This is a genomic window from Streptomyces pallidus (ex Mingjun et al. 2026), from assembly GCF_051550185.1.
Classification (GTDB): Bacteria; Actinomycetota; Actinomycetes; order Streptomycetales; family Streptomycetaceae; genus Streptomyces.
The window spans coordinates 2,262,743-2,284,848 of sequence record NZ_CP196181.1 but is presented as its reverse complement, the minus strand read 5'-3'; the positions used below and the strand labels follow the sequence as shown (position 1 = coordinate 2,284,848).

The window sequence follows — 22,106 nt, the reverse complement described above, 5'->3', positions numbered from 1 at the left end:
CGAACCGGCGCGGCAGCGCATTGTCAGTGGCAGGCGTTAGCGTCAATGGCGTGAAGCGATCGACTCAAGCAACCCGGGTGGAACCCATGGCAGGCACCGACCGCGAGAAGGCTCTCGACGCCGCGCTCGCACAGATTGAACGGCAATTCGGCAAGGGTGCGGTCATGCGCCTCGGCGACCGGCCGAACGAGCCCATCGAGGTCATCCCGACCGGGTCGACCGCACTGGACATCGCCCTCGGCGTCGGCGGCCTGCCGCGCGGCCGCGTCGTCGAGATCTACGGTCCGGAGTCCTCCGGCAAGACGACCCTGACCCTGCACGCCGTGGCCAACGCGCAGAAGGCCGGCGGCACCGTCGCCTTCGTGGACGCCGAGCACGCGCTCGACCCGGAGTACGCGCGGGCCCTCGGCGTCGACACCGACAACCTGATCCTGTCCCAGCCGGACACCGGCGAGCAGGCCCTGGAGATCGTGGACATGCTGGTCCGCTCCGGCGCCCTCGACCTCATCGTCATCGACTCCGTCGCCGCCCTGGTGCCGCGCGCGGAGATCGAGGGCGAGATGGGCGACTCGCACGTCGGCCTCCAGGCCCGTCTGATGAGCCAGGCCCTCCGCAAGATCACCAGCGCGCTCAACCAGTCGAAGACCACCGCGATCTTCATCAACCAGCTCCGCGAGAAGATCGGCGTCATGTTCGGCTCCCCGGAGACCACCACCGGTGGCCGGGCGCTGAAGTTCTACGCCTCGGTGCGCATCGACATCCGCCGCATCGAGACCCTGAAGGACGGCACGGAGGCGGTCGGTAACCGCACCCGCTGCAAGGTCGTCAAGAACAAGGTCGCGCCGCCCTTCAAGCAGGCCGAGTTCGACATCCTCTACGGCCAGGGCATCAGCCGCGAGGGCGGCCTGATCGACATGGGCGTGGAGCACGGCTTCATCCGCAAGGCCGGCGCCTGGTACACGTACGAGGGCGACCAGCTCGGCCAGGGCAAGGAGAACGCCCGCAACTTCCTGAAGGACAACCCGGACCTCGCCAACGAGATCGAGCGGAAGATCAAGGAGAAGCTCGGCGTCGGTGTCCGCAAGGGCGCCCAGCCCGCCGTCGAGACCCCCGCGGGGGAGACGGCCGCCGCTGACGGCGACGCCAAGAACGTTCCCGCCCCGGCGGCGAAGGCGAGGGCGGCCAAGACCGCCGCCGCCAAGAGCTGACCGATGCGGGAACACGAAGGGGACGGCGGCTCCGGCACGACGAGGGCCGAGCGGGAGCTGCCGCCCCAGAGTCCCGAGGAACAGGCGCGGGCGATCTGCCTGCGCCTGCTCACCGGGATGCCGCGGACCCGGCGCCAGCTCGCGGACGCCCTGGCCAAACGGGGCATCCCCGAGGAGGTGTCGCAGGAGGTCCTCTCCCGGTTCGAGGAGGTGGGCCTGATCGACGACGCCGCCTTCGCCGGCGCCTGGGTCGAGTCCCGCCACCGCGGCCGGGGCCTCGCCCGCCGGGCCCTCGCCCAGGAGCTGCGGACCAAGGGGGTACAGGCCTCCCACGTCCAGGAAGCCCTCGAGCAACTGGATTCCGAACAGGAGGAGCAGACCGCCCGCGAACTCGTCGAGCGGAAGCTGCGCGCCACCCGGGGCCTGGACCGGGACAAGCGCATCCGACGGCTCGCCGGAATGCTCGCCCGCAAGGGATATCCGGAGGGCATGGCCCTGCGCGTGGTGCGGCGCGCCCTGGAGGCCGAGGGCGAGGACGTCGACGACGCGCTGGAGTACCCGGGCGGCTGACCCACCCCGCGCGGGCGCGGGGTGGGGACAGCCCCCGGGCCCGCACGCCGGACCGCTCCAATGCCAACGCCAGGCCCCGGCGGCAGAGTTGAGCGCATGATGCTGCGCTACGCCCTTCAGACCGTCAGGGACCGCAAAGCCGGCTTCCTCGGCGCCTTCACCGCACTGCTGTGTGCAGCGGCCCTCATCACGGCCTGCGGAACGCTCCTGGAAACCGGACTCCGCGGAAGGATCGCCACCGAACGCTACGCGGCCACCCCGGTCCTCGTCTCCGCCGACCAGAACGTGCACCGGACCACGGTCAAGGAGAAGAAGGGCAAGACCAAGGCCAAGCACAAGGCCAAGCCCGTGACCGAGCGGGCCTGGCTGCCGGCCGCCACGCTCGGGGCGGTGCGCTCCGTACCCGGCGTCGAGCGGGCCGTCCCCGAACTCACCTTCCAGGCCGTCCCCCTCGTCGGGCAGCCGGCCTCCCACGGCGGCGGTGGCGCGGCCCGGCCGCCCGCCCCGTACGGGCACGCCTGGAGCTCCGCCGCGCTCACCCCCTTCACGCTCGCCGAAGGCCGCGCCCCGCAGGGCCGCGGCGAGGTCGTCGTCGACCGCGAACTGGCCGCCCGCGCCGGACTACGGCCCGGCAGCCGGCTCACCGTCCAGGCCACCGGAGTACCCGAGGAGTACACGGTCAGCGGCATCGCCCGACCGGACCAGGGCCGGCTCACCCGGCAGAGCGCCCTGTTCTTCTCCGACGCAGAGGCCCAGCGGCTCGCGGCCCGCGACGGGCAGGTCACCGCGATCGGCGTCCTCCCCACACCCGGAGTCGACCCGGGCGAACTCGCCCAGCGGATCCGCCGGGCACTGGCCGACACCGGTACCGGCATCGGCGGCGCCGGGGCCCAGGTCAGCGTGGGGGACGAACGCGGCCCCGTCGAGTTCCTCGACGCGGCCGGTGCCCGCATCACACTGGTCTCCATGGGCGGGGCCATGGGCGGCACCGCCCTGCTCGTGGCCGTCCTCGTCGTCGTCGGGACCTTCGCCCTGTCCGTCCAGCAGCGCCACCGCGAACTGGCCCTGCTGCGCGCCATCGCGGCCACCCCCCACCAGCTGCGCCGCATGATCGGCCGGGAAGCGCTGCTCGTCGGACTGGCCGCCGGGGTCGTCGGAGCGATCACCGGACTGCCCCTCGCCGCCTGGCTGCACGGTCGGTTCGTCGACGGCGGGATCGTCCCCGCCGCCCTGGAGCGCACCGCCGGGATCTTCCCGATGTTCGCCGCCGTCGGGGCGAGCCTGCTCGGCGCATGGGCTGCCGCCCGGATCACCGCCCGGCGCATCGCCCGCATCCGCCCCGCCGAGGCGCTCGCCGAAGCGGCCGTCGAGCGGGCCCGGCCCGCGTGGATCCGGATCGCGACCGGGCTGCTCGTGCTGGCCGGCGGTGTCGTACTGGTCGTCGTACTGGGCTCGCTGCGCACCGAGCCGGCGTCCACCCCGGTGACCTTCCTCGCCGTGATCGTCCTCGCCGGGGCCGTCGCGCTGCTCGGCCCGCTGCTCGTCCGGGGCGCCGCCGCACTGCTCGCCGGCCCGCTGCGGCTGGTCGGCGCCGGCGGCCACCTCGCCACGGCCAACCTGCGGGGCAACGCGACCCGGATGGCCTCCGCCGTCACCCCGCTCACCCTGCTCATCGGCATGACGTGCACCGTCCTGTTCATCGCGCCGACGCTCGGCCACGCCGTCCGGGAACAGGCCCGCGACGGGGTCCGCGCCGGGTGGGTGCTGGCCGGGCGGGGCCCCGGCATCCCCGCCGAGGCCGCCGATGCGGTCCGCCGGACCCCCGGGGTCACGGCCGCCACCGAGATCGTCCGCACTTCGGTGCGGGTTGGGCTGACCAGGTACGGAGCGCAGGGCGTCACCCCCGCCGGGCTCGCCCGGACCTGGGACCCCGCCGTGACCGCCGGCAGCCTCGACGGCTTCGGTGAGCGCAGCGCCGCGGTTAGTGAACTCGCCGCCGAACAGCTCGGGTTGAAGCCCGGCAGCGAACTGGAGGTGGCCCTCGGCGACGGCACCCCGGCCAGGCTGACCGTGGCGGCCGTGTACGCGCGGGGCCTCGGCTTCGGAGACCTGACCCTGCCGCACGGGCTGGTCGCGGCACACGTCGACAACCCGCTGGCGGCTGCGGTGCTGGTGGCCGCCGAGCCGGGGACCGGGAAGGAACGACTGGCCGCGGCCGTGGCCCGGTTCCCGGGCGTGGGGGTGCTGTCGGCGCGCGACGCCGACCGGGCGCGCGCGGAGCGGCAGCAGGAGGGGGCCGAGCTCAACCTGCTGGCGATGGGGCTGGTGCTGGCGTTCACCGCGATCGCGGTCGTCAACACCCTCGCCATGTCGACGGCGGAGCGGTTCCGGGAGTTCGCCGTGCTGCGGCTGGCCGGCGCGAAGCGGCGGCAGGTGCTGCGGATGCTGCGGGTGGAGGCGCTGGCCGTGCTGCTGATGGGGGCCGTGCTGGGGTCGGGGATCGCGTTGGCCGTGCTGACCGCTTTCAGCGTGGGGATGACGGGGGTGGCGGCGCCGGTGGTGCTGCCGGTGGTGTACGTGGGGGTGGTGGGGGTCGCGGGGTTGTCGGCGGTGGCGGCCACCGCCGTGCCGGGGCGGGGTGTCCTGCGGATTCGCCCGGTCGACGTAGCCACGTCGAGGTAACCGGGCCCGGGCCGAGCCGGCCCCGCTCCCCGGCCCGGCCCGCCCGCAGAGGCCGCGCCGCAGAGTCGCTGCCACTGCCGCTGCTGTCGGTCGGCGGTGGGTGCCGCTGCGCGGAGCCTGCCCCTCCCCACCCTTCCACCGTTCCCCGGGACTCCGCCCCGGACCCCGTGCCTCAAACGCCGGCGGGGCTGGGATGGGCGGGCCGGGGTGTGGGTGGGCTCCGTCCCGGACTCGTGCCTCAGACGTCGGCGGCTGGGATGGGCGGGGCTGGGGTGTGGGTGGGCTCCGTCCCGGACTCCGTGCCTCAGACGTCGCCGGGGCTGCGGGCGGTTGGGGTGGGCCTGGTTGGAGGTGGGTGGGTTCTGGCGCAGAGGGCGGGCCCAAGACGCCGCGTGGTTGGAGGGTGGTGGGGTGCAGGGTGGGCGGTGGCCCCACCCGGCGAGGTCGGGGCCTCGGGCTAGGGCGTGGGGGGTGGTGGTGTGGTGGGGAGGCCCGCGGTTTTCCAGGACTGGAAGCCGCCCGTCAGGTCCGTGGCCCGGTGGAGGCCCAGCGCGTGCAGGGAGGCCACCGCGAGGGAGGAGGCGTAGCCCTCGTTGCAGAACACGATCACGCGTAGGTCGTGCGAGGTGGCCTCGGGGAGGCGGTGGGAGCCCTGTGGGTCGAGCCGCCACTCCAGTTCGTTGCGTTCGATCACGAGCGCGCCGGGGACCAGCCCGTCGCGTTCGCGCAGCGCCTGGTAGCGGATGTCCACCAGCAGCGCGCCGGCCAGGTGCGCCGCGTACGCCTCCTCGGGGGTGATGCGGGTGTATGTCGCGCGGACGCGGTCCAGGAGGGTGTCGATGCCGATCGGGGGGCGGGTCACTGCCAGTCCTCCGGGCGCTCCACGTGCTCCAGGGTCAGGACGCTCCCCGTGCGGCCGTAGCGGCGGATCAGCGGCAGCGGCGGGTGGTAGGCGTGGACCGAGATCGCGTGCTCGTCGGGGGAGTCGTTGAGGACCTCGTGCACGTGGTGTTCTCCGAAGGCCCGGCCGGTGCCCGGCCCCAGGCTTCGGCTGCGGTCCACGTCCGGCGCGAGTTCCAGGCTGCGCCAGCCCTCGGAGGGGATGCGGGCGGCCAGCGAGCGCTCGGTGAGGCGGCCGCGTGCGGTGGCGAAGGCGCCGCGCGACTCGGCGTGGTCGTGCCAGCCGGTGCCGGTGCCCGGCGGCCAGCCGATGACCCAGGCCTCGCTGCCGGCCGGCCCGTCCAGCCGGATCCAGGTGCGGCCCGCGGGGTCGAGGGGCAGGGAGTCGATGACGGCCGGGTCGGCGGCCGTGCGGAGGGCGAAGGCGAGGAGTTCGGCGGCTGTTACGGCAGGGCTGGGGGCGTGCGTGGACACGGCTGCGGAGGCAGACATGGGGGTGTGGACCGTCCTGGGTTCGCGGCATGGGCGCGCCGAGGGGCGCGGTGGAAGGAGGCGAATCAGCAGGAAGGGCGACACACGCAGCCGGCATAGCGGACCAGGTCCATGTGGACCCTCCGCCACAGGCGTACGTCGCTGCCGGTCATAGCGGGGAGTCAAGCACGGCAGCGCGCCGTGGTCAATCGATCACGTGCTCAATCGGTCACGGGGGCGGTGGCAGGGGTGGGGGCGGGGGCGGGCGTCGAGGGGGCCGTACGGGTCGGGGCGCCCCTGCGGACGGCGTCCGCGGCCTCGTACAGTTCCGCCGGCCGCACCCCCGCGAAGGTGGCCGCCAGGTGCCCGTCGGGCCGGACCAGCAGGACGGTGTGCGCCGCGGCCCCCGGGTAGTCGTCCGCGACGAGGAGTTCCGCGCGCACCGGCAGCGCGGCCACGGCCGCCGCCAGCCGCGGCATCAGGCCGGCGCCGAGCCAGTGCCGCCGGTCCCAGACCCCGGTCCCGGGGGCGACCAGCACCACCAGCATCCGGCCGCGGCCGAGCAGGTCGCGCAGCGGCACGGTCGACCCGTCGGGCGCGGACACCGCGACGTTGGCGACGGCTCCGCCCGGCTCGGTCGCGGTCGGCACCTCCCGTACGGCGACGGGCGGGGCGTACGAGGGCCGCGCGCCCAGCGGTCCCCGGCCGAGGTGGCTGTCGGTGAGCAGGGCTTCGGCGCGGGCCGAGCCGGGCAGCAGGGTCCGCAGCCCGCCGCCGCCGCGCAGGGCCGACATGGCCTGGTCGGCGGCGCGCAGCCGGGCCGCGACCGCGGTGCGCCGCTCGTCCGCGTAGCTGTCGAGCAGGGCCTCGGAGGCTCCCTGGTGCCAGGCGATGCCCAGCTTCCAGGCCAGGTTCTCGGCGTCCCGGAGCCCTTCCTCGACGCCCTGGGTACCGAGCGCGCCCAGCAGGTGGGCGGCGTCCCCGGCGAGGAAGGCGCGCCGGTCGCGCCAGGTACGGGCGAGCCGGTGGTGCAGGGTGTGGACGCCGGTGTCGAGGAGGTCGTACGGGGGTGTGGTGCTCCCGCACCAGCCGACGAGGGTGTCCCGGACGAGGTTGACCAGCGCGTCGGGGGTGACGAGTTCGCCGCGGGCCGGCAGCAGCCAGTCCAGCCGCCACACCCCGTCGGCGAGCGGCCGGGCGGTGATCTCCTGCGGCGGGTCGCGGTGCAGCAGGGCCTCGCCGGGCCAGGGGAGTTCGATGCGCAGCGCGGCCACGGCGTGCCGCTCGACGGCGGTGCGCCCGGGGAAGCGGATGCCGAGGAGCTTGCGCACGGTGGAGCGGGCCCCGTCGCAGCCGACCAGGAAACTCCCGCGCCACCAGGTGGTTTCCGCACCCCGGGTGTGGGCCGTGACCCCGCGGTCGTCCTGCTCCAGGGCGTCGAGCTTGCTCTCGGCGACGAGCTGGACCAGCGGGTGGGCCGCGGCGGCTGCGCGCATCCCGCGGGTGAGTGCGTGCTGCGGCACGTGCAGCGGGGCCGGCTCCGGGTCGTCCTCGAAGGTGATGCGCCCGGTGTCGCGGCTGCGCCGCATGGTGCGCCAGGCCGCGTAGTACGCGCCCTCGTCGCGCAGGGTGGCACAGCCCAGCCGCTCGGCCATGGCGGCGGTGTCGGAGTGCAGGACGACGGTGCGGGCCGGGCGGGGGAGATCCTTGCCGGGACCCTCGTCGAGCACGATCGAGGGCACTCCGTTGCCGGCCAGGGCGAGGGACAGCGACAGTCCGACGGGCCCCGCGCCGACGACGATCACCGGGTCCACGAGGCGGCTCCCGATGTCCGGTATGTGATCACAGAACGTATGCAACCCACTGGAGGTGCCGGCGTCAAGTGACCCCGGACCGGGGTATGCGTGTGGTGCGGCGGATGAGATCCGCCGCACCACGTGTGCCACGCCAGTGTACTGACCGGGTGTCAGGGAGCCTTGCCCACGCCGGCCGCGCCGCCCGCGTCGACCTCGGCGACGTCGCCCTCGACCACGGCGCCGGTGCCCTTCTTCGACTTCCGCAGCCGCTTCTCCATGAAGGAGGCCAGGGCGGTCAGGGCGAAGTTCACCGCGATGTAGATCAGGGCGATCACGACCATGGTCGCGATGGTGTTGCTGTAGTTGGCCGAGATCTGCCGGTTCATCGACATCAGGTCGGCGAACCCGAGGACGGCGCCGCCGAGCGCGGTGTCCTTGAGGATCACCACGAGCTGGCTGACCAGCGCGGGCAGCATCGCCGTGACCGCCTGCGGGACCAGGACGTAGACCATGGTCTGGCCCTTGCGCATGCCGATCGCCTTGGCCGCGTCCGTCTGGCCGCGCGGCAGCGTCAGGATGCCGGCCCGGACGATCTCGGCGATGACCGAGGCGTTGTACAGCACCAGGCCGGTGACCACCGCGTACAGCGGTCGCAGGTCCGAGCTGACGGTGCCGAGCATGACGTACAGCGCGGAGCTGAAGATCATCAGCATCAGGACCGGGATGGCGCGGAAGAACTCCACGACCGTGCCGACCGGGACGCGCACCCACGCGTGGTCCGAGAGCCGGGCGATGCCGAGGAGCGCGCCGAGCGGCAGCGCGATCACCATGGCGATCAGGCCGGCCTTGAGGGTCTCACCGAGCCCGGGCAGCAGGAACGTCGTCCAGATCTGGCTGTCCGTGACGAACGGGGACCACTTGTCGGCGTCGAGCTGGTTCTTCTCGGCCATGAGGGACAGCGCCCACCACAGGACCAGCGCGAGGACCACCAGGAAGCCGCCGGTGTAGATCCAGTTGCGGACCTTGGCCCTGGGGCCGGGGGTGTCGTACAGAACGGAGCTCATCGCTTCACCGCCACTCGCTTGGCCACCCAGCCCAGCAGCAGGCCGGTGGGCAGGGTCAGCAGGACGAAGCCGAGGGCGAAGACCCCGAAGACCGCGAAGAGCGCGTCCGCCTCGTTCTCCAGCATTTCCTTCATCAGCAGGGCCGCTTCGGCCACACCGATGGTCGCCGCCACCGTCGTGTTCTTGGTGAGGGCGATGAGTACGTTGGTGAGCGGCGCGATGACCGCCCGGAAGGCCTGGGGGAGCACGATCAGGGTGAGCACCTGGAAGAAGCTCAGGCCCAGCGCGCGTGCGGCCTCGGCCTGGCCGACGGGCACGGTGTTGATGCCCGAGCGCAGCGCCTCACAGACGAACGTGCCGGTGTAGGCGATCAGACCCAGGACCGCGAGGCGGAAGCCGATCTCCTTGGAGGTTCCGCCGCCGAGCGTGATGCCCAAGGTCTGCTCCAGGCCCAGCGAGCAGCCGAGAACCAGCAGGGTCAGCGGTGTGTTGCGCACGATGTTGACGTACGCGGTGCCGAAGGACCGCATGATCGGTACCGGGCTGACCCGCATGCCGGCCAGGATCGTGCCCCAGATCAGGGAGCCGATCGCTGAGTAGAGGGTGAGCTGCACCGTCACCCAGAAGGCTCCGAGCACGTCGTACTGCCCGGAAGTAAGAAAGTCGAACACGTTGCCCTGCGCTCTCCCCAGGATGGCCGGTGAGGTGCGCCGCCGCCCGTGACAGGCGGGCGGCGGCGCACCTCACCGATGAATCAGCTGCCTTCGGTGATCTGCGGGGCCGGCTCGGCCTTGTAGCCGGCGGGGCCGAGGTTCGTGTCGACCGCCTTCTGCCAGGAGCCGTCCTCGACCATCTTCTTGAGCGCGGCGTTGACCTTGGTCTGGAGGTCCTTGTCGCCCTTCTTCAGACCGATGCCGTAGGGCTCGTCGCTGAGCTTCAGACCGACCAGCTTGAACTTGCCCTTGTTCTTCTCCTGCGCGGCGTAGCCGGCCAGGATCGAGCCGTCCGTGGTCAGGGCGTCGACGGACCCGTTCTCCAGGCCGGTGAGGCACTCGGAGTAACCCGGGTTCTCGCGCAGGTCGGCCTCGGGGGCCAGCTTCGTCTTGACGTTCTGCGCCGACGTCGAACCGGCGACCGAGCAGAGCTTCTTCTTGTTGAGGTCCTCGGCCTTGGTGATCGAGGTGTCGTCGGCGCGGACCAGCAGGTCCTGGTGGGCCAGGAAGTACGGGCCGGCGAAGTCGACCTTCGCCTTGCGCTTGTCGTTGATCGTGTAGGTCGCCACCACGAGCTTGACGTCGCCGTTCGAGATCAGGTTCTCGCGCTCGGCGCTGACGGCCTGCTTGAACTCGATCTGGTCGGGCTGGTAGCCGAGCTCCTTGGCCACGTAGGTCGCCACGTCGACGTCGAAGCCCGTGAACTTGCCGTCCGGGGTCTTCAGGCCCAGGCCCGGCTGGTCGAACTTGATGCCGATGACGATCTTGTCCTTGCCGCCCCCGGTGGAGCTGCCGCCGCCGGCCTTGTCACCGCCGCCGCCACACGCGGTCGCGGTCAGGGAGAGGACGACGGCCACGGCTGCGGCCGCGCCGGCCTTGAAAACCTTCATGGTGAACTTCCCTCGGATGAGACGTTTTTGGACGACGAGCGCGACACGAGCGCCGGGCCGCCAGGGGATCACTACCAGACGGAACCGTCAGTGGTGCAGGATCTTCGAAAGGAAGTCCTTGGCGCGGTCACTGCGCGGGTTGCTGAAGAACTGCTCGGGCTCGGCCTCTTCGACGATCTTGCCGTCTGCCATGAAGACGACCCGGTTGGCCGCGGACCGCGCGAAGCCCATCTCGTGCGTGACGACGACCATCGTCATGCCCTCGGCGGCGAGCTGCTGCATGACCTCCAGCACCTCGTTGATCATCTCCGGGTCGAGGGCCGAGGTCGGCTCGTCGAAGAGGATCACCTTCGGATCCATGGCCAGCGCGCGGGCGATCGCCACGCGCTGCTGCTGGCCTCCGGAGAGCTGCGCCGGGTACTTGTCGGCCTGTGTTCCGACGCCCACCCGGTCCAGCAGCGCCCGCGCCTTCTTCTCGGCGCTCGCCTGGTCCGTCTTGCGGACCTTCATCTGGCCCAGCATCACGTTCTGCAGGACCGTCTTGTGCGCGAAGAGATTGAAGGACTGGAAGACCATGCCGACGTCGGCGCGCAGCCGTGCCAGTTCCCGCCCCTCCGAGGGCAGTTCCTTGCCGTCGATCGTGATCGTTCCGGAGTCGATCGTCTCCAGGCGGTTGATGGTCCTGCACAGCGTGGACTTGCCCGATCCCGAGGGACCGATCACCACGACGACCTCGCCGCGGGCAATGCTCAGATCGATGTCCTGAAGCACGTGCAGCGCGCCGAAGTGCTTGTTGACGTTGCTCAGTACGACCAGGTCGTCGGCGGCTCCGGCCGCGTCCTTCGCGTCCTTGGCCACTGATACTCCGCTCATCGGCTTCTTGCTCCGTCCTCCTCGGTTGGCAGGACAGTAGTGAGGCCGTGTGCACACCGTCATCACATCTGAGGGAGAATTGAGGATAACGAAACGGCCTCGGATCGATACGCTCCGTACGTGCCGTGGCAACTCGCGCCTGAAGGCTCGTACCGGGTACATAACGGAAACCGCGCCGGACCGGAACCCCCTTGACGTGGGGCCCCGTATCGGCGTGGATGCTCTCTGGCCCCTTGACCACGGGCCGCGCTCGGCACAACAGGAAACAGGAACGCAGGAAGGGGGACGCAATGAGACTGCTGCTCGTCGAGGACGATGACCACGTCGCCGCCGCCCTGTCCGCGATCCTCGCCCGACACGGCTTCCAGGTGACCCACGCCCGCAACGGCGAGGAGGCCCTGCAGGCCCTGCTGCCCGCCGGGGCCCAGCCCCAGGCCTCTCCCTACGGGGTGATCCTCCTCGACCTTGGCCTTCCCGACCAGGACGGCTACGAGGTCTGCGGCAAGATCCGCAAGCGCACCGCGATCCCCGTGATCATGGTGACGGCCCGCTCGGACGTGCGTTCCCGCATCCACGGTCTCAACATGGGCGCTGACGACTACGTGGTCAAGCCGTACGACACGGGCGAGCTCCTCGCCCGGATCCACGCCGTCGCCCGGCGCAGCGGCGCCGCCGAGGACACGGCTGCCGCCGTCTCGGGCACACCCGCCGTCGTCCGGGTCGGGCCCGTCAGCATCGAGCTGCCCACCCGGCGGGTCAGCGTCGACGGCTCCGACGTGCCGCTCACCCGCAAGGAGTTCGACCTGCTGGCCCTGCTCGCGCAGCGCCCCGGAGTCGTCTTCCGCCGCGAGCAGATCATCAGCGAGGTGTGGCGCACCAGCTGGGAGGGGACCGGGCGGACCTTGGAGGTGCACGTGGCCTCGCTGCGCTCCAAGCTGCGCATGCCCGCCCTGATCGAGACCGTCCGCGGGGTGGGCTACCGGCTCGTCCCGCCGGCCGCCCCCTAGCGGAGGCCCGCCGTGCGCGCCCGCCTGCTCCCGCTGCTCGTCGTCCTCATGGCGGGCGTGCTGCTCGCCCTCGGCCTCCCGCTCGCCGTCAGCCTGGCCGCCGGCCAGCAGCAGAAGGTGGTCGTGGACCGGATCGACGACAGCGCCCGCTTCGCCGCCCTGGCCCAGTTCTTCATCGACGCGGAGAGCTCCGGCAGCAGCGGCGCCGCCGAGCGCCGGGACACGCTCCAGCTCGAACTGGCCCGCTACCAGGAGCTGTACGGCATCCGGGTGGGCATCTTCCACCGCGATCTCAACGCCCTGGTCAGGGCCCCCGGCTGGTGGCAACTGCCCGAGCAGGGCGAGGGCCGTCGGGCCTTCGACGAGGCCCTCGCCGGCCGCCGCAGTCACGACCCGGCCCAGGTGTGGCCCTGGCAGACCCACGGAAAGCTGCTGGTCGCCTCCCCGGTCGTGCTGGACGGCGACGTCGTCGCCGTCGTGGTCACCGAATCGCCGACCGACCAGATGCGGGCCCGGATCCTGCGCGGCTGGCTGCTGATCCTCGCCGGTCTGGCCGCCGCGATGCTCCTCGCGTTCGGGGCCGCCCTGCAGCTGACCCGCTGGGTCCTCAAGCCCGTCCGGACGCTCGACGCGGCCGCCCACGGCATCGCCACCGGCCGGATGAACTCCCGGGTCGCGGCCGCGAGCGGGCCGCCGGAACTCAGACGCCTCGCCCGCTCGTTCAACGAGATGGCCGACAACGTGGAAGAGGTACTGGAGCAGCAGCGGGCGTTCGTCGCCGACGCCTCCCACCAGCTGCGCAACCCGCTCGCCGCGCTGCTCCTGCGGATCGAGCTGCTCGCCCTGGAGCTGCCCGAGGGGAACGAGGAGATCGCCTCCGTGCGCGCCGAGGGCAAGCGCCTGGCCCAGGTCCTGGACGACCTGCTGGACCTGGCGCTGGCCGAGCACGCCTCCGCGGAGCTCAGCCTCACCGACATCGGTGCCCTGGCCGCCGAGCGGGTCGCCTCCTGGCGGCCGTACGCCGAGGAGAAGGGCGTACGGCTCACCGAGACGGGCCGGACCGCGGTCACCGGCTGGGCCGACCCCATCGCGCTGTCCAGCGCCCTCGACGCCGTCATCGACAACGCCCTGAAGTTCACGCCGGCCGGGGAGGAGGTGACGGTGTCCGTCTCCCGGGCCGGCCCGTCCGTGCAGGTCGTCGTCGCCGACCGGGGCCCCGGCCTGACCGAGGACGAGCTGCTCCGGGTCGGCGACCGGTTCTGGCGCAGCGGCCGCCACCAGAACGTCAAGGGCTCCGGGCTCGGCCTGTCCATCTCGCGGGCCCTGCTCGCCGCGGGCGGCGGGTCACTGTCGTACGCGAAGAACGAACCCCACGGGCTGCGGGTGACCGTCGCCGTGCCGCGCAGCGCCCCACACAACGGGGCTGAGGGCAACGGCTGAGGGCAACGGCTGAGGGCGCAGGGCTACGGCCGTCCCGGACCGTCCCCGTCGGCGTCAGCGGGCCCAGGCGAGGGTGGTGCGGGCCGGGGCGGAGGCGGCGTACAGCTCGTCGACGGCCCGCACCTCGAACACCGCCGCCCGCTCCCGGCCCGCCCGCACGACGGCCGGCAGGTACAGGGCGGTGCCGCAGGTGCCGCCGAGGAAGCGGCGGGTGCCGTCCGGGAGCAGGCGGTGCAGCTCGTAGTGGCGGACCGGGCCGGGCGCGCGCCGCCAGGACAGCCGCACCGCGGCCGCGCCGTTCTGCTGGGTCGCGGCGTCCACGGTCGGCGCGTGCGGTGCGGCCGGCCGCGGCCGGGCGGTGTCGTCGCGTACCGACAGGGCGCCGACCCGCCAGGCCACCGCTCCGTTCGCCTGGGCCGTGATCCGTACGGCGAGCCCGTACGCGGTCCGGCCCGCCAGGGACGACAGCCCGACCCGCGCGGTACGCCAGCCCGCTCCCGAGGCCGCCGTGCCCGCCGCGAACCAGGTGTAGGGGACCGGCCCGCCCGCGGCGGCCGGCTCGCGCACCGCCACCCCGACCTCGACCGCCGCCGGCGCGGAACCCGGTTCGGCGGCGTGCACCAGCTCCAGGACGCCGGCCCGCGGAAGCGCCAGCCGGGTGGCGTGCAGCCCGACCGCCGCGGGCGCGGTGAGCCGGCCCGCCACGAGGAGGCTGGAGCCGCCCCGCCAGGCCCGGGCGAAGTCCAGGGTGACCGAGGGGCGCTGGCCGGCGGTGTCCACCACCCAGCGGCGGCCCGGCAGCCGGTCCTGGAGGCCGAGATGGCTCCACGGGGTGTCGGACACGGCCTCGCCCCGCTCGTACCAGCGCTCGCCGTGCCCGGTGTTGAACGCGCAGGCGAAGGGGAGCGCGGCCACCGTGGACCGGTCCGCGACGACGGTGGCCGGCGCCCGCCAGCCGCCGCCCCCGCCCCCGCCACCGGGTGCGGATGCGGATGCGGGGGCGGGACGGGCCGGATCCAGGGACTCGCCCGTCCAGAACCGGTCATCGGCGCGGTGGAAGGCGCCGGGGGAGCGGTCGGCGAGCTGGTTGCGGGTCCACTCGGGCCGGTAGAGGCCGTAGCTGACGACGTGGTCGCGCCCGCGCGGGACGATCGCCTCCCAGTCGACCGCGGAATCCCAGCCGCGGGACTCCGTGTCCACCGCCGCCCACAGCTCGTGGCGGCTGCGGCCGAGGCGCTCGGCCAGCGCCCCGGAGTCGGCCAGGCTCCGCGCGCTCCACCGGAAGTCCACGAACACGGTGTCGGCGACACGGCCCGCCCGGTCCTCGAAGAACTCCTGGTTGAGCGGGTTGAGGGCGCCCTGCCAGCCGACCCGGCCGGTGCTGTTCATCGCGTCGTACCAGGTGATCCGGAGGCCGTGCGGCGCACCGGCCGCCCGCAGGGCGCGCAGGAACTCCCGCATCCGGGTGGCGAGGGTGGCGTCCCCGCCGTCGGTCTCGGCGTTCACGAACCAGCCGTCGAACCCGTACGCGACCGCCACCCGGACCAGCTGCTCGGCGATCGGGAACCGGCCCAGGGCGTCGCGCTGCACCAGGTCGCGGGTCCACTGCAGGTCACCGCCGTACGCGACGGGCGGCAGGAAGACGTTGCCCAGCACCGGGACGCCGTTGCGGTGGGCGGCGTCGACGACGGGCGCGTTCGGTGCGAGCACGATGCCCTCGCCGGCGGAGCCGCCCCAGAACACCAGCTCGTCGAGGTACGCCCAGTGGGTGAGGGCGTAGGTGTCGGCGGTCGGTACCCCTTGCGAGGGGTTCTGGGAGGTGGGGCCGAAGGAGACGAGGGAGGCGATCCGGGCCTGGCCGGCACGGACGCCCGGGTGCGGGGGCACCGGCGTGAAGCGGGCGGCGAGGGGCACGGTCGCGGTGTTGTGGGCGAGGTCCGGGTCCGACTCGGGGGTCCACTGCTTGAGGGAGCGCCACACGATGCCCGGGCCCGGGGTGCCGTGCGGGAGCGAGTCGGGGAACCAGTAGGAGGCGTACGGGGCCGGGTCCGCCGGACCGGCCCCCGGCGCGGGCGCGGGCGTGGGCGCGGGCGGCGCGGCGGCGGTCTCCGGCGCGGCGGCGTGCGCGGGCAGGGGGACGCCCAGCAGCGCGGCGGCTCCCGCCCCGGCGGCGAGGAACCGGCGGCGGGGCGGCGAAGGCACGGAGCCGGGGGAGTCGGAAGACGAAGGAGAGGAAGGTGCGGAGCGAGAGGTACGAGGGTGTGCGCCGGTGCCGGTCTCGGACATGCGGGGCTCCTCGGGGACAGGGGCAGGGACGGGGGCGGGGACAGGGGCAGGGACGAGGGAAGGGGGTGCCTCAGACGTGGATCGGGGACACGCGGTGCGGGTCAGCGGACCCTCGGGGGTGCGGGTCAGCGGACCTCGGGGACGCGCAGTACCTCCGTGATGCCGCGCGCGGCCAGATGGGCCGGGTCCTCGGCCAGCTCCGCGAGCACCACCGCGGGCCGGACCCCGTCGGCCGCCAGCGCCGCCCACGCTTCGAAGAAGGCGCCGCCGGGCCCGCACACCGACCGACCCGGCGCGGCTTCGGCCCCGCCGACGTCCACGGCCAGGGCGGTGGTGCGCACGGCAGGGCGGTGCTCCCGGTCCCGCCACTGCGCGGCGATCCGGGCGACGGCGGCGCCGGCCGGCTTGGTCCCGCGGTCGTTGGTGAGCAGGCCGAGCCCGTACTCCAGCTCGGGGAAGTCCGCGAGCTCGCGGGACACGTCGTGCGAGCACCACCAGGTCACGCCCCACAGGCCCGGGCAGTCGAGGGCGGCGGCGAGCGTGGCCTCGGTGAAGGCGGCCGCGTGCTCCGGCGGGATCAACGGTGCGGGCGCCCCGACCTCCTGGAGCCACACCGGCCGGTGCGGGTCGGCGGCCCAGGCCTTGGACAGCTCGATCAGGTAGGCGGCGTGCTGTTCGGTGGCGGCCCCGGTCCGGCCGTGCCGCTGCGCCGTGCCGTTGAACACCCAGGAGTGCACGGCCGTGGCCGAGCCCATCCGGGCCGCCTGCCCCGGTGTGAACGGGTGCCCGTCCCGGTACCAGGCCGCGTCGTACTCGGCGTGCACGTGGAACCGGCCCGGCGCGCCCCGCTCGCAGGCGGCGAGCATCCGTTCCAGCCAGTGCCCCGCCTGCTCCCGCGTGATCCGGTCCGGGTCGGGGTGCGGGCCGTCGGAGAACTGGTTGATCTCGTTGCCGACGGTCATGCCGAGGAAGTTCGGCCGGTCGGCGAGGGCGGCGGCCAGCGTGCGCAGGTATTCCTCCTGCCCGGCGACCACGTCCGGGTCGTCGAAGATGTTCCGCCGGTGCCAGGTGCCGGTCCAGGCGGGCAGGAAGTCGAAGCTCGACAGGTGGCCCTGCAACCCGTCGACCGCGACGTCGAGGCCGCGTCCGGCGGCCGCGTCCGCGAGCGCGACCAGCTGCTCGACGGCCCGCGGCCGGATCAGGGCCCGGTTCGGCTGGAAGAGCGGCCACAGCGGGAAGACCCGTACGTGGTCCAGGCCGAGCGCGGCGACCGAATCGAGGTCGGCCGCGACCTCGTCGAGGTCGAAGTCGAGCCAGTGGTGGAACCAGCCGCGCGACGGCGTGTAGTTGGCACCGAAGCGGAGGGTTCGGGCGGGTGGGGGAACGGGCGTGCCGTCAGGCATGAAGGATCCCGAAAGTCGCGGGGAATTCTCCGGACGCCCACAACGTGCCGCGCCCGGGAGCCGAAAGTCAACAGGGCCTCCACGGCCAAAGGGCCTCCTGCAATGCCAACGGAAAATGGCGCGCTCATGCGCTTCAGACCCGTTGACAGAGGGGCGGAGGGCCTCTCAGGCCGGGTCGGCTAATACGGTTTAGCTGCTTGCGGTCAAAACTCCCGCCGGCCGTGGCCCCCGCGCCCGGCGCGCTCCCCGGCGTGCACCAAAATGGTCCGGGTCCTCGCGACCACCCCCGCCGGGGAGTTCGAGGACGCGCTGGCGGTCGGCGCGGGCGGGCGGGCCGCCGTACGGTTCCGGATCGGCAGCACCGGCTTCCGCAGCCCGCTCACCGACCCCGCCCACGCCGTGTCCCCGTACGGCACCTGGCAGTTGGCCCGCCCCGCCGTCCGGCCCGTGCGCGGACCGCCGGACCGGTCGGCCGAGGTGGAGTTCCGGCCGGCCCCGCCGCCGGGCACCGCTCCCGGCAGCTACTGGACGGCCGTCAAGGCCACCTGCCGGGGCAGGATCGCGTACGGTCCCGCCATTGCCGTCCGCGTACCCGGGGGATAGTCAGGCCATGGCCCGCAGACCCACCATCAAGGACATCGCCCGCCGGGCCGGGGTGTCCGAGAGCGCCGTCTCCTTCGCGCTCAACGACCGGCCGGGCGTCTCGGAGGGCACCCGCGCCCGGGTCCGCCGCGTCGCCGAAGAGCTCGGCTGGCAGCCCAACAGCGCCGCCCGCGCCCTGTCCGGCGAACGCTGCGGTGCCGTCGGGCTGGTCCTCGCCCGGCCCGCGCACACCCTCGGCGTCGAGTCCTTCTTCCTCCAACTGGTCTCCGGCATCCAGGAGGTGCTCTCCGCCGGCCGGACCGCCCTGCTCTTCCAGGTGGTCGACGACCTGGACGCCGAGTGCGCCCTGTACCGCCGCTGGTGGGCCGAACGGCGCGTCGACGGCGTCCTCGTCGTCGACCCGCGCACCGAGGACCCGCGCCCGGAACTCCTCGCCCGCCTCGGCCTGCCCGCCGTCACCGTCGGCGGTACGGGCGCCCCCGGCCCCGTCTCCTCCGTCTGGGCCGACGACGCCAGGGCGATGGCCCGGGTCCTGGACCACCTCCACGCGCTGGGCCACCGCCGGATCACCCACATCGCCGGGCTGCCCACCCTGGCCCACACCTCCCGCCGCATCGCCTCCCTGCGCACCGAGGCCGCGGCGCGGGGCCTCGGCCTCCGGGAGGTGCGCTCGGTGGTGACCGACTACTCCGACGCCGAAGGGGCGGCCGCCACCCGGCGGGTCCTCGCCGAGCCCGAGCCGCCCACCGCCCTGGTCTACGACAACGACGTGATGGCGGTGGCCGGCAGCGCGGTCGCCGCCGAACTCGGCATCGCCGTCCCCGGCCGGCTGTCGATCGTCGCCTGGGACGACTCCGCCCTGTGCCGGGTCACCCATCCCCGGCTCACCGCCCTCGTCCGGGACACCGCGGGATTCGGCCGGCTCGCCGCCGAGGAACTGCTCACCGTCCTCGCCGGCGGCCCGCCCCGGGCCCGCGAGGGCGAGCAGCCCAGACTGGAGCCCCGCGAGAGTACGGCGCCGCCCCCGGCCGCATACTGAACCCGACCCCGTCCTGGAGCGCCACGTGACCCCACCCAGCCCTCCTTCCCCGCCCCCGGCGTCCCTGGCGACCCCGGCGCGGCCGGCGCGGCCGCCGCCGCACCGACCGTGGCGATCGACATCGGCGGCACGAAGATCGCCGGCGCGCTGGTGCTCCCCGACGGCACGATGACCGCCACCACCCGCCGCCCCACCCCGCGGGGCACCGACGCCGACGGGGTGTTCGCCGCCGTCGCGGAGGTCGTCGCGGAGCTGGCCCGCTCGCCCCTGTGGCCGGCCGCGGTCCGCTGCGGCATCGGCAGCGCGGGCCCGGTCGACGCCACGCGCGGCACGGTCAGCCCGGTGAACATCGGGGCCTGGTGCGACTTCCCCGTCCAGGCCCGCGTCGCCGCCGAGTTGGCCCGGCACGGCACCCCGCTGCCCACCGTGCTTGTCGGCGACGGCGTGGCCATGACCGCGGCCGAACACTGGCTCGGCGCGGCCCGCGGCCACGCCGACGCCCTGTGCATGGTGGTCTCCACGGGCGTCGGCGGCGGCCTGATCCTGAACAACCGGCTCCACCCGGGCCCCACCGGCAACGCCGGGCACATCGGGCACATCAGCGTCGCGTTCGACGGCCCGCGCTGCGTCTGCGGAAGCCGCGGCTGCGTGGAGTCCGTCGCCTCGGGCACCGCCATCGCCCGCTGGGCCGCGGAGCAGGGCTGGACCCCCGCCGGGGGCGCCGCCGGCGACGCCAGCGCGGCGGGCGTCGCCGCGGCCGCCGCAGCCGGGGACCCCGTCGCGCTGGCCGCGTTCGACCGGGCCGGCCGCGCCCTGGCCGCCGCCATCGCGGCCAGCGCCACCCTCGTGGAGACCGGCATCGCGGTGATCGGCGGCGGGGTCGCCGCCTCCGGCGACACCCTCTTCGAGCCGATCCGCACCCATCTCGCGGACTACGCCACGCTCTCGTACGTCGCCGGCCTGGAGGTGGTCCCGGCAGTCCTGGGCACCCGTGCGGGACTCATCGGCGCGGCCGCCGCGGCGACGATGCTGCTGTCGCCCTGAGAGGGTCTGACCCCGCCCCCGCCCCCGCCCCCGCCCGCGTGCCGGGGCTCGGGCCCGGGGTCAGGGCTTGACCGAGCGGTAGTACCGGCCGGCGCCCTCGTGCAGGTCCAGCGGATCCGTGTAGATCGCCGTCCGCAGGTCCACCAGCTGCGCCGCGTGCACCTCGTGGCCGATCCGGTCACGGCTGTTGATCAACGTCCGCGTGAACTGCTCGGTGAGCCCCGGATCGGTCTCCTCCGTGGTCACGAGCAGGTTCGGCACGGCCAGCGTCGCCACCGCCGAGGTGTTGCGTGCCCGCGTGTACGCGTCCTGCGGCATCACCGCCGCCCGGTAGTAGCGCGCCGGGCTGCCGCTGCCCTGCAGCGTCTCCACGAGGTCGCCGAGCTGCACCAGCCGGATGTCGTACCGCTCCGACAGCTCCCGCACCGCGTTGGTGGGCAGACCGCCGGACCAGAAGAACGCGTCGATCCGCCCGGCCTCCAGCTCCGCCGGCATCGTGTCGATGCCGATCGAGACCGGGGTGACGTCCCGCGACGGGTCCAGCCTGGCCGCCGCCAGCAGCCGCTCCGAGACCAGCCGCACACCCGACCCGGGCTGGCCGATCGCCACCCGCTTGCCGCGCAGGTCCCGCGCGGACTGCACCGGCGAGCCCGCCGGCACCACCAGCTGCACGTAGTCGTCGTACAGCCGTGCGACCCCGCGCAGCCGGTCCGCGCCCGGCTTCCCGTCGGCCCGGTACTTAGAGACCGCGTCCGCCGTCGCGACGGTGAAGTCCGCCTGACCGGTCGCCACCCGCGCCAGGTTCTCCTGCGAGCCCTGACTGGTCTCCAGCCGGACCCTGACCCTGGGGACGTCCTGCGCCAGCGCCTGTTCCAGCAGCTGGCCGTACCGGTGGTAGACACCCGTGCGCACGCCCGTGCTGAAGGTCAGCTCCCCCTTCAGCTCCGGCTCGCCGAAGGGGCGCAGCCACCACACCAGCAGGCCGAGCACGGCGAACACGGCCACCAGCCCCCACAGGGCGGTGCGCCTGCCGAAACGGGGCGGAACGTGAGCCATGGGCGCGATCCTGCCACCGTGGCGGCGCCCTGTCACGGCGCGCCCGGTCCGCGACGGCGGACTCGGGCGGAAAGGGACGCACGGCGTGACCGAGGTCACGCCGCGCCCTGCCCCGCGGGGCCACCGGGTGCCCGGCGCCGGTTCCCGACGGCAGGTCGGTGCCGGGTCGGTTGGGTCAGTGCTTTCCGGAGGGGCCGTGGGCGCGTGCGCCGTCGGGCCCGGCCTCATCGGTGTTGCCCGATGCGGCCAGCTCACGAGAGCCCTTGTACCGGGCTGCCTGGGTCGCCGCGTCCTTCACCTCGTCGCGTGCTTTGAGGGAAGCCTGTTTGGCGTCGTAGACGAGTCCTACGGAGGTCTTGACCGTACCGCGTGCGATCGGCTTGACGATCCTCTTCACGAGCGGTGCCGTGAGCAGTCCTGCGATGAAGGGGGCGCAGAACGGGGCGACGAAGGGTGCCATGGGGGTCTCTCCTGGTCCGGCTGCAGGTAAGCGGCTGTAAGAACGCCTACCCGTACCGAACGCGGGGCGGCGGGAAATTCCTTCGGACAAGCCGCACGGCTTCGTACCGTCACCCCGACGGGCGCGTACCGGCCCAGGTTCCGCACGGTCGGTGCGTTCGTTCCGATTCCGCCCCGTTCGCCTGCGAGGTCAGGCCTTGGCCGCCTTGACCCGGGACCGCTCGCCGTCCCGCAGTTCCGCGCCGATCCGTTCGGCGGTCACTTCGGCGGTGATGTCCTGGAATTCCTCGCCGACCTGGTGGGCGGCCTGCTTCATGTCTGCGGCGAGATTGACGGAAGCCGAGATGGTGCCGCGCACCATAGGCTTCACGATCCTCTTCACCAGCGGTGCCGCGATGATACCCAGCAGAAAAGGAAGGAAAACAGGGGGCATGGTCCGCGCCCTCTCTCTTTAGTGTCGCCAGCGGGATGGGATGCGGCCACTTGTGCAAAAAAGAAGGGGGTGTTTGGGTACGGCCCCTGTGCTGAGATTGCGCAGCCGGCGTGCGGCACGCTAGCCGATAAGCGCGTACCCCGGCCATGGCGTCCGGCCAACTTCCACC

The 22,106-nt window shown here is 73.6% G+C and carries 21 protein-coding genes; 8 read left to right on the top strand and 13 right to left on the bottom strand.

The features are described 5' to 3' along the window. Positions 1 to 86 precede the first annotated feature (86 nt). The 3 genes from recA to ACSHWO_RS09640 all read left to right on the top strand — a co-directional run bounded on the left by recA (position 87) and on the right by ACSHWO_RS09640 (position 4,460). Positions 87 to 1,208, top strand: coding sequence for a recombinase RecA (gene recA / locus ACSHWO_RS09650; RefSeq protein ID WP_361101172.1), 1,122 nt, complete (start codon positions 87 to 89; stop codon positions 1,206 to 1,208). 3 nt (positions 1,209 to 1,211) lie between these two features. Continuing rightward, complete coding sequence (recX, locus tag ACSHWO_RS09645) at positions 1,212 to 1,778, top strand: recombination regulator RecX (RefSeq protein ID WP_361101175.1); 567 nt, start codon at positions 1,212 to 1,214, stop codon at positions 1,776 to 1,778. 96 nt (positions 1,779 to 1,874) lie between these two features. Beyond that, a complete protein-coding gene (locus ACSHWO_RS09640; protein ID WP_438311179.1) occupies positions 1,875 to 4,460 on the top strand; it encodes an FtsX-like permease family protein in 2,586 nt (861 codons plus the stop codon). Positions 4,461 to 4,917: 457 nt separating this feature from the next. Here the strand turns inward: ACSHWO_RS09640 and ACSHWO_RS09635 are convergent, their stop codons facing one another. From ACSHWO_RS09635 to ACSHWO_RS09600, 8 genes are all read right to left on the bottom strand, one after another. Beyond that, the gene (locus tag ACSHWO_RS09635) at positions 4,918 to 5,328 is read right to left on the bottom strand and encodes a rhodanese-like domain-containing protein (RefSeq protein WP_438319030.1); all 411 of its coding nucleotides are present in this window, start codon (positions 5,326 to 5,328) and stop codon (positions 4,918 to 4,920) included. Beyond that, positions 5,319 to 5,852, bottom strand: coding sequence for a cysteine dioxygenase (locus ACSHWO_RS09630; protein WP_361101180.1), 534 nt, complete (start codon positions 5,850 to 5,852; stop codon positions 5,319 to 5,321). The genes ACSHWO_RS09635 and ACSHWO_RS09630 overlap by 10 nt, the downstream gene beginning before the upstream one ends. A gap of 65 nt (positions 5,853 to 5,917) precedes the next feature. Beyond that, positions 5,918 to 6,004: a putative leader peptide gene (locus tag ACSHWO_RS09625; protein WP_361101195.1), complete on the bottom strand. Its 87-nt coding sequence runs from the start codon at positions 6,002 to 6,004 to the stop codon at positions 5,918 to 5,920. A gap of 48 nt (positions 6,005 to 6,052) precedes the next feature. Beyond that, positions 6,053 to 7,645: an FAD-dependent monooxygenase gene (locus tag ACSHWO_RS09620; protein ID WP_385848750.1), complete on the bottom strand. Its 1,593-nt coding sequence runs from the start codon at positions 7,643 to 7,645 to the stop codon at positions 6,053 to 6,055. A 152-nt stretch (positions 7,646 to 7,797) separates the two neighbouring features. Beyond that, positions 7,798 to 8,691, bottom strand: coding sequence for an amino acid ABC transporter permease (locus tag ACSHWO_RS09615; RefSeq protein WP_385848751.1), 894 nt, complete (start codon positions 8,689 to 8,691; stop codon positions 7,798 to 7,800). After that, complete coding sequence (locus ACSHWO_RS09610) at positions 8,688 to 9,362, bottom strand: amino acid ABC transporter permease (protein WP_385848752.1); 675 nt, start codon at positions 9,360 to 9,362, stop codon at positions 8,688 to 8,690. Before ACSHWO_RS09610 ends, ACSHWO_RS09615 begins: the two co-directional genes overlap by 4 nt. A gap of 83 nt (positions 9,363 to 9,445) precedes the next feature. Further along, entirely contained in the window at positions 9,446 to 10,294 is an 849-nt protein-coding gene (locus ACSHWO_RS09605; protein ID WP_385848753.1) for a glutamate ABC transporter substrate-binding protein, read from the bottom strand. Between the two features lie 87 nt (positions 10,295 to 10,381). Beyond that, complete coding sequence (locus ACSHWO_RS09600; protein WP_361102010.1) at positions 10,382 to 11,167, bottom strand: amino acid ABC transporter ATP-binding protein; 786 nt, start codon at positions 11,165 to 11,167, stop codon at positions 10,382 to 10,384. Positions 11,168 to 11,457: 290 nt separating this feature from the next. On the opposite strand from ACSHWO_RS09600, the gene ACSHWO_RS09595 reads away from it, so the two are divergent. Further along, positions 11,458 to 12,174 (top strand): response regulator transcription factor, encoded by a 717-nt coding sequence (locus tag ACSHWO_RS09595; RefSeq protein WP_361102012.1) that lies wholly within the window; start codon positions 11,458 to 11,460, stop codon positions 12,172 to 12,174. A gap of 12 nt (positions 12,175 to 12,186) precedes the next feature. Continuing rightward, positions 12,187 to 13,614 (top strand): sensor histidine kinase, encoded by a 1,428-nt coding sequence (locus ACSHWO_RS09590; RefSeq protein WP_361102017.1) that lies wholly within the window; start codon positions 12,187 to 12,189, stop codon positions 13,612 to 13,614. A gap of 54 nt (positions 13,615 to 13,668) precedes the next feature. Here the strand turns inward: ACSHWO_RS09590 and ACSHWO_RS09585 are convergent, their stop codons facing one another. Continuing rightward, a complete protein-coding gene (locus ACSHWO_RS09585; protein WP_438311171.1) occupies positions 13,669 to 15,816 on the bottom strand; it encodes an endo-beta-N-acetylglucosaminidase in 2,148 nt (715 codons plus the stop codon). A 209-nt stretch (positions 15,817 to 16,025) separates the two neighbouring features. Next, on the bottom strand, positions 16,026 to 17,303 hold the full coding sequence (locus ACSHWO_RS09580; protein ID WP_438311168.1) for a glycoside hydrolase 5 family protein: 1,278 nt from the start codon (positions 17,301 to 17,303) through the stop codon (positions 16,026 to 16,028). A 261-nt stretch (positions 17,304 to 17,564) separates the two neighbouring features. Here ACSHWO_RS09580 and ACSHWO_RS09575 point away from each other — a divergent pair, with 261 nt between their 5' ends. From ACSHWO_RS09575 to ACSHWO_RS09565, 3 genes are all read left to right on the top strand, one after another. Then, a complete protein-coding gene (locus ACSHWO_RS09575) occupies positions 17,565 to 17,906 on the top strand; it encodes a hypothetical protein (protein ID WP_438311165.1) in 342 nt (113 codons plus the stop codon). Between the two features lie 7 nt (positions 17,907 to 17,913). Beyond that, on the top strand, positions 17,914 to 18,945 hold the full coding sequence (locus ACSHWO_RS09570; protein WP_438311163.1) for a LacI family DNA-binding transcriptional regulator: 1,032 nt from the start codon (positions 17,914 to 17,916) through the stop codon (positions 18,943 to 18,945). Positions 18,946 to 19,053: 108 nt separating this feature from the next. Then, on the top strand, positions 19,054 to 19,989 hold the full coding sequence (locus ACSHWO_RS09565) for an ROK family protein (protein WP_438311161.1): 936 nt from the start codon (positions 19,054 to 19,056) through the stop codon (positions 19,987 to 19,989). A gap of 60 nt (positions 19,990 to 20,049) precedes the next feature. On the opposite strand, the gene ACSHWO_RS09560 is transcribed toward ACSHWO_RS09565, so the two are convergent. From ACSHWO_RS09560 to ACSHWO_RS09550, 3 genes are all read right to left on the bottom strand, one after another. Beyond that, on the bottom strand, positions 20,050 to 21,045 hold the full coding sequence (locus ACSHWO_RS09560; protein WP_438311159.1) for a TAXI family TRAP transporter solute-binding subunit: 996 nt from the start codon (positions 21,043 to 21,045) through the stop codon (positions 20,050 to 20,052). A 175-nt stretch (positions 21,046 to 21,220) separates the two neighbouring features. After that, entirely contained in the window at positions 21,221 to 21,505 is a 285-nt protein-coding gene (locus ACSHWO_RS09555) for a DUF5132 domain-containing protein (protein WP_438311157.1), read from the bottom strand. 189 nt (positions 21,506 to 21,694) lie between these two features. After that, a complete protein-coding gene (locus ACSHWO_RS09550; protein WP_385848760.1) occupies positions 21,695 to 21,937 on the bottom strand; it encodes a DUF5132 domain-containing protein in 243 nt (80 codons plus the stop codon). Between the last annotated feature and the right edge of the window lie 169 nt (positions 21,938 to 22,106).

What these genes read in the sequence shown, in the direction of transcription:
- ACSHWO_RS09640 (WP_438311179.1), top strand. Translation starts at nt 1,875, where the DNA reads ATGATGCTGCGCTACGCCCTTCAGACCGTCAGGGACCGCAAAGCCGGC.
- ACSHWO_RS09560 (WP_438311159.1), bottom strand. Translation starts at nt 21,045, where the DNA reads ATGGCTCACGTTCCGCCCCGTTTCGGCAGGCGCACCGCCCTGTGGGGG.
- recA (WP_361101172.1), top strand. Translation starts at nt 87, where the DNA reads ATGGCAGGCACCGACCGCGAGAAGGCTCTCGACGCCGCGCTCGCACAG.
- ACSHWO_RS09605 (WP_385848753.1), bottom strand. Translation starts at nt 10,294, where the DNA reads ATGAAGGTTTTCAAGGCCGGCGCGGCCGCAGCCGTGGCCGTCGTCCTC.
- ACSHWO_RS09570 (WP_438311163.1), top strand. Translation starts at nt 17,914, where the DNA reads ATGGCCCGCAGACCCACCATCAAGGACATCGCCCGCCGGGCCGGGGTG.
- ACSHWO_RS09575 (WP_438311165.1), top strand. Translation starts at nt 17,565, where the DNA reads ATGGTCCGGGTCCTCGCGACCACCCCCGCCGGGGAGTTCGAGGACGCG.
- ACSHWO_RS09555 (WP_438311157.1), bottom strand. Translation starts at nt 21,505, where the DNA reads ATGGCACCCTTCGTCGCCCCGTTCTGCGCCCCCTTCATCGCAGGACTG.
- ACSHWO_RS09630 (WP_361101180.1), bottom strand. Translation starts at nt 5,852, where the DNA reads ATGTCTGCCTCCGCAGCCGTGTCCACGCACGCCCCCAGCCCTGCCGTA.
- ACSHWO_RS09550 (WP_385848760.1), bottom strand. Translation starts at nt 21,937, where the DNA reads ATGCCCCCTGTTTTCCTTCCTTTTCTGCTGGGTATCATCGCGGCACCG.
- ACSHWO_RS09615 (WP_385848751.1), bottom strand. Translation starts at nt 8,691, where the DNA reads ATGAGCTCCGTTCTGTACGACACCCCCGGCCCCAGGGCCAAGGTCCGC.
- ACSHWO_RS09580 (WP_438311168.1), bottom strand. Translation starts at nt 17,303, where the DNA reads ATGCCTGACGGCACGCCCGTTCCCCCACCCGCCCGAACCCTCCGCTTC.
- ACSHWO_RS09600 (WP_361102010.1), bottom strand. Translation starts at nt 11,167, where the DNA reads ATGAGCGGAGTATCAGTGGCCAAGGACGCGAAGGACGCGGCCGGAGCC.
- recX (WP_361101175.1), top strand. Translation starts at nt 1,212, where the DNA reads ATGCGGGAACACGAAGGGGACGGCGGCTCCGGCACGACGAGGGCCGAG.
- ACSHWO_RS09595 (WP_361102012.1), top strand. Translation starts at nt 11,458, where the DNA reads ATGAGACTGCTGCTCGTCGAGGACGATGACCACGTCGCCGCCGCCCTG.
- ACSHWO_RS09625 (WP_361101195.1), bottom strand. Translation starts at nt 6,004, where the DNA reads ATGACCGGCAGCGACGTACGCCTGTGGCGGAGGGTCCACATGGACCTG.